Origin of the sequence: Methyloceanibacter sp., from assembly GCF_050728395.1 — a bacterium.
In the GTDB taxonomy this organism is placed as follows: Bacteria; Pseudomonadota; Alphaproteobacteria; order Rhizobiales; family Methyloligellaceae; genus Methyloceanibacter.
The window spans coordinates 1-9,569 of the sequence record NZ_JBOHJB010000098.1 but is presented as its reverse complement, the minus strand read 5'-3'; the positions used below and the strand labels follow the sequence as shown (position 1 = coordinate 9,569).

Sequence of the window (9,569 nt, the reverse complement as noted above, 5' to 3'; positions counted from 1 at the left end):
ATCTTGTTGCACCGCGTCACATTTGTCGCATCTATCCCGCAGTGCAAAAATTTTACTACGCCAAATTCCGAACTGCTGGCAGAATGTGCCGCAGTAGGCGTTGGGTTCATCTCATCGCATAGGAGTTCCAGGAGGCTCTCATGAGCGTCGCAGAAAGCTATATCGGCAAGCCGGTCGGGGCCGAGGCGTCCTTGATGCTGGCCGGGAGCCATCACGAGCTGCCGGTGCGCAAAGGCACTCTCGGCCCTGACGTGATCGACATCACCACGCTTTACGCCGAGACCGGCCACTTCACTTACGACCCGAGTTTCACCTCGACGGCAAGCTGCGAGTCGAAGATCACCTTCATCGATGGCGAAAAAGGCGTGCTGCTTTATCGCGGCTACCCCATCGATCAGCTCGCCGAGCAGGGTACCTTCATGGAAACCTGCTATCTGCTGCTCTATGGCGAGCTGCCAACCAAGGAGCAGTACGAGACATTCTGCAATCTGATCACGCGCCATACCATGGTGCATGAGCAGATGACCCGGTTCTACACCGGCTTCCGCCGCGACGCGCATCCCATGGCCGTCATGGTCGGCGTGGTCGGAGCGCTCTCGGCCTTCTATCACGACTCGATCGACATCAAGGATCCGAGGCAGCGCGAGATGGCGAGCGTGCGTATGATCGCCAAGATGCCGACCATCGCCGCCATGGCCTACAAATATTCGATCGGCCAGCCCTTCATCTATCCGCGCAACGAGCTCGACTATTCGTCAAACTTCCTGCACATGTGCTTCGCCGTGCCGTGCGAGGAGTACAAGGTCGATCCCATTCTCGCCCGCGCCATGCGCCGCATCTTCATTCTTCACGCCGACCACGAGCAGAACGCATCGACCTCGACGGTCAGGCTCGCCGGCTCGTCAGGCGCCAACCCCTTCGCCTGCATCTCCGCCGGCATCGCCTGCCTGTGGGGTCCCGCCCATGGCGGCGCCAACGAGGCGGCGCTTGAGATGCTGCAGGAGATCGGCAGCGTCGACCGCATCCCGGAATACGTCAAGCGGGCGAAGGACAAGAACGACTCCTTCCGCCTGATGGGCTTCGGCCATCGCGTGTACAAGAACTACGATCCGCGCGCCCGCATCATGCAGAAGACCTGCCATGAAGTGCTCGAGGCGGTCGGCCACAAGGACGATCCGATCCTCCAGGTGGCTATGGAGCTCGAGCGCATCGCGCTGAACGACGATTACTTCATAGAGAAGAAGCTCTATCCCAACATCGACTTCTATTCGGGCATCACACTCAAGGCACTCGGCTTCCCGACCGACATGTTCACCGTGCTATTCGCCATTGCCCGCACGGTCGGCTGGATCGCCCAGTGGAAGGAGATGATCGAGGACCCGTCGCAGCGCATTGGCCGGCCGCGGCAGCTCTATACCGGCGCGATCGAGCGCAGCTATATCCCGATCGAGGCGCGCTGAAGCGCGACGAGAGCGGCGCTGTCCTGCTCGGCATAGGCAAGGACGATCCGCGCCGCCTTGGCGCTTGGGGCTTCATCGGTCTCGCGCACGCATTCGAGCACAGAGGCGACCCCGGCGAGCTGCTCGTCGCGTTCGAGCCCTCCCCGCATGAGCGGCAAAAGGGCTTGGCTCAGCGCCCCGCCGTTGCAGTCCTTATTAAGCAGCTCGGTGAAGACGTTTTCGCCGAGGATCAGATTGGGCAGCACCACCGAGTGGGCGATCAGCAGAAAGCGCAAGCTGCTCGCGATCGGATCTGCCCGATAGGCGACGACCATGGGTGTGCCGGCGAGCGCAAGCTCGAGCGTCACGGTGCCTGACGCGGCAAGCGCCGCGCGCGCGAGCTTGAAGGCGGCGAATTTGTCGGCCTCGCCGCTCACGATGTGCGGCGCCACCGGCCAGGCTTTGAGTCTCTCCTCGATCAGCGGGCGAACGCTTGTCACCGCGGGCAGGATCACCTCGAAGGGCCCGACCTCCGCTTGCAGAAGGCGCAAGGCGTCGCCGAAAGGCGCCATCAGCCGCTTGACCTCGCTCGTCCTGCTGCCGGGCAGGACCACGAGCACGGTGCGATCCTTGGCGATGCCGAGGCGACCACGCAAGGCTTCCGCATCGAGGTTCCTCATCCAATCGAGTTTCTCCACCAGCGGATGACCGACATAGCTGCAAGCCGGGCCGCCGAGGCGGCGATGCGCGTCGGGCTCGAAGGGCAGAATGGCGAGGATGTGATCGACATAGCGGCGCATCTTGCGCGCCCTTCCCGGCCGCCAGGCCCAGACGCTCGGCGAGACATAGTCGACGATCGGGATTTGCGGCGCGCGCCGGCGCACGCGCTTGGCCACCTGATGGGTGAATTCGGGACTGTCCAGGATCACCAGAGCGTCGGGGGCTTGCGCGATCACGGCGTCCACCGCTTGCCGGATGCGACGCCAGATATTGGGGAGGCGCGGCAGCACGTCGACGAGGCTCATGACGGCAAGCTCTGACAGAGGAAAGAGCGAAGGGCAGCCCTGCTCTTGCATCAGCTCGCCACCGATACCTTGAAGCTCGAGCGGTCTTGCCGACTGGGCGCGCAAGGCCTCGATGAGCTTGGCACCAAGCGCGTCGCCGGAGTGTTCGCCGGCGATCAGAAAAAGCTTCAGCGGCCGCAAGGCCGGCATCGAAGTCCGTTGACTAGGCATTCTGGTCGCGGGCGAGCTTCTGGCCAAAGAGGAAAAGCCCATGCGTGTTGGCCGCGGCGAGGGTGGCGGCACGATCGGCGATGAGCACCCGCCCGGCGGCGACCGCAATGCCGGCGAGACCCGCCTGCGCCGCCATCTCGACCGTGTCGGGCCCGATGGTCGGCAAATCGACGCGCTCCTCTTGTCCCGGCTTCGGCGCCTTGACCAGCACGCCGGCGAGCCCGCGGCGGCGAGCGCCTTTGCGCAGCTCGGCACAGCGGGCAATCATGGCGTCGGTGCCTTCCGCTGCCTCAACGGCGAGCACGCGGCCCTTCACCACGACCGCGGACTGACCGATATCGAGACGCCCGAGCGCAGAGACCACGCGAAAGCCCGTCTCGATATCGGCGCGATCGTCGGGCGTGGGGGCCTTGTCGCCAAGGGTTCCTTCCGCGGCGAGCAACTCGGGAGCCACCTCGCCCGCACCGTACACGCGATAGCCCTTGCCTTCGAGGAAGCGAACCACGCTCGACAGCAGTTGGTCGTCGCCTCCCACGCCGAGACTGAGCAGGAAGGGCAGATTCCTGATGGCGCCAAAATCGAACCTGACATTGGCGAGATCGGGCCGCGAAACCGAGCCGATGATCACGAGATCCCGGCAGCCCAGGCCCTCAAGAGTGGCGAACAGCTTGCCGACCTCGCCCCATTTCAGCCAGGTGTGGGGGAAGCGCGAGATCTTCGTGTCGGCCTCTCCGCGAATGCCGAGAATATGAACGGCACGGCCTCGTGCCGCCGCAGCATCGGCCAGCGTGGCGGGAAGCGTGCCGCCGCCGGCAATGATGGCGAGCGGGCCATTCTCACGTGCCACGGCCTCGGCCTCGGCCTTGGACTCGCTCGGCTCAGCTTTGACTCGGCGCTGGGACATTGTTGTTCGGGACACAGAATGAGCGATCGGAATGGGACTTGATGAATTCGGTGATCTGCCGGACGAGCGGATTTGACGCGAACATGTTCTCCACGTCCTCCAGCCGCTCCATCAACGTGCCTTCGCTCGAGAACATCATGCGATAGGCTTGGCGCAGCTCATGGATTTGCTCGCGGGGAAAACCGTGGCGCTTGAGGCCGACGATGTTGAGCCCTGACAGATAGGCGCGATTGCCAAGCACCATGCCGAAGGGAATGACGTCCTTCTCCACGCCGGACATGCCGCCGACAAAACCATAGGCGCCGATGCGCACGAACTGATGCACCGCGCATAGGCCGCCGAGAATGGCGTGGTTGCCAATGGTGACGTGGCCCGCGAGCGTGGCGTTGTTGACGAGAATGACGTGGTCGCCGACCTGACAGTCATGGGCCACATGCGCCCCAACCATCAACAGGCAGTGCGAGCCGACCCGCGTGACAAGACCCCCTCCCTCGGTGCCGGGATTGATGGTCACATACTCGCGGATGACGGTGTGCGATCCTATTTCGAGGCTGCTTTGCTCGCCTTGATATTTCTGGTCTTGCGGGATGTGGCCGATGGAGGCGAAGGGAAACACTTGGCAGGAGTCGCCGATCGTCGTCCTGCCGGCGACCGCGACATGCGAATGCAGCACGACGCCGCGGCCGAGCCTCACCTCCGGTCCGACAACGCAGAACGGCCCGATCTCAACATCGGCGCCGAGGTCAGCGTTCGGGTCGACCGCGGCGGTCGCATGAATGTTGGCCATGCGCGGAACTTTGAACTCTAAGTCTCGACGGTCTCGGAGGTCTCGACGATGACGGCGCTGACTTCAGCTTCGGCGACGATGGCGCCGTCGACGAGCGCCTGCGCCCGAAAGCGCCAGACGCGGCCACGATTGCGGATCTTCTGCACGTGGTAATGCACAGTATCGCCGGGAACGACCGGGCGGCGGAAGCGAGCTTTATCGATGGCCATGAAATAGACGAGCGGCGGGTCCTTGAATTCCCCGATATGGTGCATGCACAGCGCGCCGGCGGTTTGCGCCATGCCCTCGATCAGAAGCACGCCCGGCATGACCGGGTTGCCGGGAAAGTGCCCCTGGAAATAGGGCTCGTTGGCGGTGACGTTCTTGATGCCGGTGGCGGAGCGGTCCCCGTCCATGTCGACGATGCGGTCGACAAGGAGGAACGGATAGCGATGCGGCAACAGCTTGAGGATGTCGGTGGTCTCCGCCCTCCCCAGCTTCGACTTTGCGCCGCTTTCATTCATTCCCATTCGCTCCTGACGCGACCGGCAATGCCCTAGTCGCCACTTTCCTTATCATCGAACCTCAAATCCTTGCGCTCGGCGAGCTGGCGTAAAATGGTGAGCTCGCGAAACCAAAGGCGCGTCGGTTTGGCAGGGGTTCCCCCCCACCTCACCCCCGGCGGCACATCGCCGCGCACGTTGCTGCTGCCGGCGATTTGGGCGCCGGCTCCGATCTTGACGTGGCCTACGACGCCAACCTGGCCGCCGAGCGCCACGAAATCTCCAAGCTCGGCGCTACCGGAAATACCGGTTTGTGCCACGATGATGCAATGCCTTCCGACAACCACGTTGTGCCCAATTTGCACGAGATTATCAATTTTCGTGCCTTCGCCAATGACCGTGTCCCGCAAGGCACCGCGGTCGATCGCGGTATTTGCGCCAATTTCCACGTCATCCTGGATGATAACGCGCCCGATCTGGGGCACTTTTTGGTGCCCGGCGCGGCCCATGGCAAAGCCAAAGCCGTCCTGCCCGATCGAGGCGCCGGCGTGGATGGTCACCCGATTGCCGATAAGCGCATGGGTCAGCGTGGCATTGGGGCCGATATAGCAATCTCGTCCAACATAAACCCGGTAGCCGATCACGCTGCCGGCGGCGATGGTGGTGCCGCGCCCGATCGATGCCTCGGCTCCGATCACCGCGCCCGGCTCGACCGTGACGCCCTCTTCCAGGCGCGCGCTCCGATGGACGCTCTCCAAACCGCCGCTGGTGCCGTCCTTCGCCGCCTTGGGCTTCAGCGCGTCGGGATAGAACAGGGCGAGCGCCTTGGCGAAACCGCGATAGGGCTCGGGCGTCACCAGGGCGGCGGTGCCGGCTGGTGCCTTGCCCGCGAATTTGGGAGCGACGAGGCAGGCCGTGGCGCCGGTATGGGTGAACAGCGGCAGATATTTCGGGTTGTCGAGGAACGAGAGATCGCCCCTTCCCGCCGCATCGAGCGGCCGCACATCCTTGATTTTCGTCTCGAGGTCGACCTCCCCGGCCGCTGCCGCACCCACAGCCTCAGCCATGGCGCGCAGGGAAAAGGGGCCAGCACGCTCGAAAAAGCCCGGATGTTCCATCGAATTCTCACCGAAGGGGATCTGGCAATCAGCTAATGACGCCAAGCGGCAGGTAGAAACAAGCCCCTAGAAGGCGGTCGAGGCGCCAAAGCGGAAGATCTCGGTCCGGTCGTAAGAGGCCTTGAGGAGGGCCTGCGCGAGATCGGCGCGGAGCGGTCCGAGCGGCGATTGCCAGATAAGGCTGATGCCGGTCGACAGGCGAACATTCGAACCGTCGTTGATGAAGCTCCCTTCCTCGGCTACGGCCGACTCGGCAAGGCCGCTCGGCATCCACAGCGATCCGGCATCGACGAACACAGCGCCCTGCATGCCGAGATTGTCGGGGATGAAGGGAAGCGGGAAGCGGGCTTCGGCGGTCGCCGCCCAGAAGGCCTCGCCGCCCAGCGGATCCCTCGAGCAATCCCTGATGCGTTTTCCGGTGATGCCGTCTTGGCAGGCGTCACGCGGTCCGATGCCCGCCCGTTCAAACCCTCTGATGGTCTCGCCGCCTTTGAAGAATAGATCGGTCAGGCGGACTTCCTCGCCTCCCCAACCTTGGATGAAGCCGCCCTGCGCGCGTCCGACCAAGGTGATCTTGGGCGTGAGTGGATAGTAGCCGCGCGTATCGACCACCGACCTGAAGTAGTTCACGTCGCCGCCGACGCCGGCGAAGTCCTCAGAGAAGGAGGAGAAGATGCCGCTCGACGGCGACTGGGGCAGATTGCGGGTGTCGTAGGCAACCGTGAAGCCGACGCTCGACACATTGGAGACGCCTTCGGCCTGCTTCACCGCAAGCGAAGCGTTGCTGGCGACGTCGTAAATTTCCTCGCGCTCGAACCGGTAACGCAGACCAAGCTGGGTATTGAAGGCGATGGGGAATCCCATCCTGAGATTGCCGCCGGTGTCGCGTTCCCGGTATGACGCCACGTTGGTGAAGTCGACCTCCTTGTGGAAGAGGTCGAAGCCCGCCGCGAGATTGCGATCGAGGAAATGCGGCTCGGTGAAGCTGAAATCGACCTGGGCGCGCTCAAGGCTGCCGGAGAAGCCCAACCTCACATACTGGCCTTTGCCCATCAGGTTGCGCTCGGTGATGCTGATGTCGCCGATCACGCCTTCGCTGGTGGAGTAGCCGGCACCGAAGGACAGTTCGCCGGTCGGTTGCTCCAGCACCGTGACGATGAGCACGACGCGGTCCGGAGCGCTGCCTGGCTCGGTCTCGATATCGACGCTCTTGAAGAAGCCGAGCGAGCGCAAGCGGCGCCGGGCAGCCTCGACGAGCAGCCGGTTGAAAGCGTCGCCCTCGGCGAGACTGAACTCGCGGCGAATCACGTCGTCGTGGGTGCGGAAATTTCCGACGATGTTGATGCGCTCGATATAGACGTGCGGACCTTCCTCGATGACATAGGTGATGTTGATGCGCCGGTTGACTTCATCGCGGTCGAAGCGAGGCTTGACCTGGGCGAAGGCATAGCCCTGTTGCGAGGAGGTGATGGTCAGGGCCTCGGCGGTATTCTCGACTCTTTGGACGTTATAGACGCGGCCCGTCCGGGTCACGATGGACCTGCGCAGCGTGCGTACGTCGAGCGAGGGCAGCGTGGTCTCGACGTCGATGTCCCCGAACCGGTATTTCACGCCTTCGTCGATGGTGAAGGTGATGAAAAAGCCCCGTCCGTCGCGGTCGAGGTCGGCGGTGGCCGAGATGACGCGAACATCGGCATAACCGTTCTTGAGGTAGAACTGGCGCAACAATTCGCGATCGAGATTGAGCCGGTCGGGGTCGTAGATGTTGGTGCTCTTCAAGAAGCTCAAGAGCGTGGTTTGCGTGGTGCTGATCACGTAGCGAAGCTGAGAATCGCTGAAGGCTGAGTTGCCAATGAAGTTGATGGCGCGGACCTTGGTGGTCGGTCCCTCATTGATCTCGAACACCACGTCGATTCGGTTGTTTTCGAGCTTGATGATTTTGGGATCGACTTGTGCCGCATAGAGGCCCTGGCGGCGATAGACATCGAAAATGCGTTGCACGTCGGCCTGGACCCGGGCGCGGGTGTAGACGGTGCGGGGCTTGAGCTGAACCTCGGCGGTTAGCGCGTCGTCCTCGACCTCCTTGTTGCCCTCAAAGGCGACCCTGGAGACGATCGGGTTTTCGACCACGAGGATGACGACTGTGTTGCCTTCGCGCCGAATGCGAACATCCTGGAACAAGCCGGTGGCAAATAGAGCCTTTAGCGATTCGTCGACCTTGGCGAGGTCATAGGGATCGCCGACATTGAAGGTGAGGTAAGTGCGGACGGTTTCGGGCTCGACGCGCTTATTGCCTTCGACGCGGATAACGCCGACGGCGGGCCCCGACTGGGCATAGGCGGAAAGCTCGCCTAGGCTCGCGCTCATGCCGATTGACAGCACAAACACACCTGCTGCGAGCAGGGCCGCAAACAGCCCTCTAGCCAACCACGACCGCACCATCACTGGTGTCGTCCCCTCAAACACCGATCCCCCGTGGACGCAGCGTCCAGGATCGAAAGTGGCCAGTTTTTGTGGCCGATTTTGGTCCGAACCCCCTTGGGGGCGTAAGGAAAACTACGCGTTTTCGTTATGTACTGATTGACGCCGCAGCTTAGAGAAACTTCAAGTGAATCAAGTCGTTCCAGGTCGCGAAGATCATTAGCATAAGGACAAAGGCAAGGCCAATGCGGAAACCGATTTCCTGTGTGTTTTCGCTGAGCGGTTTGCCGCGGATCGCCTCAATTCCGTAAAACAGCAGGTGACCGCCGTCGAGCATGGGAATCGGGAACAGGTTGATCAGCCCTATGCTCACCGAAATGATGGCGGCGAGATTGAGCAGGGCAAAGAATCCTGCCGAGGCAACTTGCCCTGACACTTGCGCGATTCGGATGGGCCCGCCGAGCTGATCGGCGGCTTCGCGGCCCGTGATCACGTCATAGAGATAGCCAAGCGAGCGGGAGATCACGAAGTAGCATTCCTTGATCGCCATAACGAAGGCGGTCAGCGGGTCGTGCCGCTTCAAGGTCCAGTCGTCCGGCGAGGCGCTGCGCTGAATGCCCAGCAAGCCGATACGCATGGTGTTGCCGAAATTGTCGGTGATCTCCTTCAGCTCAGGCGTGGCGGTCAGCGCGACAGGCTTGCCCTCGCGCTCGACCTCGAAATGAAGTTGCTGGTTGGGGCTCGTGCCGACGATGCGCTGCATCTGGCCGAAGCTCTCGATCGTCGTGCCGTCGATCTTGACCACGAGGTCGCCGGGCTTGAAGCCCGCGCGCTCGGCGGCGCTGCCAGGATTGACGATGTCGACCTTGGCCGCGGTGCTCCGCTCGCCGAAGAAGGTGAAGATCGCCGTGAAGATGACGATGGCGAGCACGAAATTGGCGATCGGCCCGGCGGCGACGATGGCGGCGCGGGCGCCAAGCGACTTGCCCTGGAAGCTCCGCTTGCGCTCTTCGTCGCTCAGCGCTTCCAGCGGCCGCTGGCCTGCGCTCGCCGCATTCTCGTCGTCGATGAATTTCACATAGCCGCCGAGCGGGATCCAGGAGAGCCGCCAGCGCGTCCCGTGCCTGTCGTTGAAGCCGACGATCTCAGGCCCGAATCCGATCGAGAATGTCTTGACCACGAC

8 protein-coding genes are annotated in these 9,569 nt (G+C 62.8%); 1 reads left to right on the top strand and 7 read right to left on the bottom strand.

What is annotated here, in order from left to right; genetic code table 11:
• The first annotated feature begins 194 nt into the window (after window positions 1-194).
• Window positions 195-1,460 carry a citrate synthase gene (gene gltA / locus ACREC7_RS13975; protein ID WP_431556301.1) on the top strand — a complete coding sequence of 422 codons (1,266 nt, stop codon included), beginning with the start codon at window positions 195-197 and terminating at the stop codon, window positions 1,458-1,460.
• Here the strand turns inward: gltA and lpxB are convergent.
• The 7 genes from lpxB to rseP form a co-directional block, all read right to left on the bottom strand.
• Window positions 1,436-2,653: a lipid-A-disaccharide synthase gene (gene lpxB, locus ACREC7_RS13970; RefSeq protein ID WP_431556300.1), complete on the bottom strand. Its 1,218-nt coding sequence runs from the start codon at window positions 2,651-2,653 to the stop codon at window positions 1,436-1,438. The genes gltA and lpxB overlap by 25 nt on opposite strands.
• Before the next feature lie 13 nt (window positions 2,654-2,666).
• Window positions 2,667-3,578 (bottom strand): LpxI family protein, encoded by a 912-nt coding sequence (locus ACREC7_RS13965; RefSeq protein ID WP_431556299.1) that lies wholly within the window; start codon window positions 3,576-3,578, stop codon window positions 2,667-2,669.
• Window positions 3,553-4,365, bottom strand: coding sequence for an acyl-ACP--UDP-N-acetylglucosamine O-acyltransferase (lpxA, locus tag ACREC7_RS13960; RefSeq protein WP_431556298.1), 813 nt, complete (start codon window positions 4,363-4,365; stop codon window positions 3,553-3,555). The genes ACREC7_RS13965 and lpxA overlap by 26 nt, the downstream gene beginning before the upstream one ends.
• A gap of 17 nt (window positions 4,366-4,382) precedes the next feature.
• On the bottom strand, window positions 4,383-4,868 hold the full coding sequence (fabZ, locus tag ACREC7_RS13955; RefSeq protein WP_431556297.1) for a 3-hydroxyacyl-ACP dehydratase FabZ: 486 nt from the start codon (window positions 4,866-4,868) through the stop codon (window positions 4,383-4,385).
• 32 nt (window positions 4,869-4,900) lie between these two features.
• Window positions 4,901-5,965 (bottom strand): UDP-3-O-(3-hydroxymyristoyl)glucosamine N-acyltransferase, encoded by a 1,065-nt coding sequence (lpxD, locus tag ACREC7_RS13950; protein WP_431556296.1) that lies wholly within the window; start codon window positions 5,963-5,965, stop codon window positions 4,901-4,903.
• Between the two features lie 66 nt (window positions 5,966-6,031).
• Window positions 6,032-8,407: an outer membrane protein assembly factor BamA gene (bamA, locus tag ACREC7_RS13945; RefSeq protein WP_431556295.1), complete on the bottom strand. Its 2,376-nt coding sequence runs from the start codon at window positions 8,405-8,407 to the stop codon at window positions 6,032-6,034.
• A 151-nt stretch (window positions 8,408-8,558) separates the two neighbouring features.
• On the bottom strand, window positions 8,559-9,569 hold a 1,011-nt coding region (gene rseP / locus ACREC7_RS13940), incomplete at its 5' end, for an RIP metalloprotease RseP (RefSeq protein WP_431556294.1).

Excerpts from the sequence above, each read along its gene's own strand:
- lpxD (WP_431556296.1), bottom strand. The coding sequence starts at position 5,965 with ATGGAACATCCGGGCTTTTTCGAGCGTGCTGGCCCCTTTTCCCTGCGC.
- lpxB (WP_431556300.1), bottom strand. The coding sequence starts at position 2,653 with ATGCCGGCCTTGCGGCCGCTGAAGCTTTTTCTGATCGCCGGCGAACAC.
- fabZ (WP_431556297.1), bottom strand. The coding sequence starts at position 4,868 with ATGAATGAAAGCGGCGCAAAGTCGAAGCTGGGGAGGGCGGAGACCACC.
- gltA (WP_431556301.1), top strand. The coding sequence starts at position 195 with ATGCTGGCCGGGAGCCATCACGAGCTGCCGGTGCGCAAAGGCACTCTC.
- ACREC7_RS13965 (WP_431556299.1), bottom strand. The coding sequence starts at position 3,578 with ATGTCCCAGCGCCGAGTCAAAGCTGAGCCGAGCGAGTCCAAGGCCGAG.
- lpxA (WP_431556298.1), bottom strand. The coding sequence starts at position 4,365 with ATGGCCAACATTCATGCGACCGCCGCGGTCGACCCGAACGCTGACCTC.
- bamA (WP_431556295.1), bottom strand. The coding sequence starts at position 8,407 with ATGGTGCGGTCGTGGTTGGCTAGAGGGCTGTTTGCGGCCCTGCTCGCA.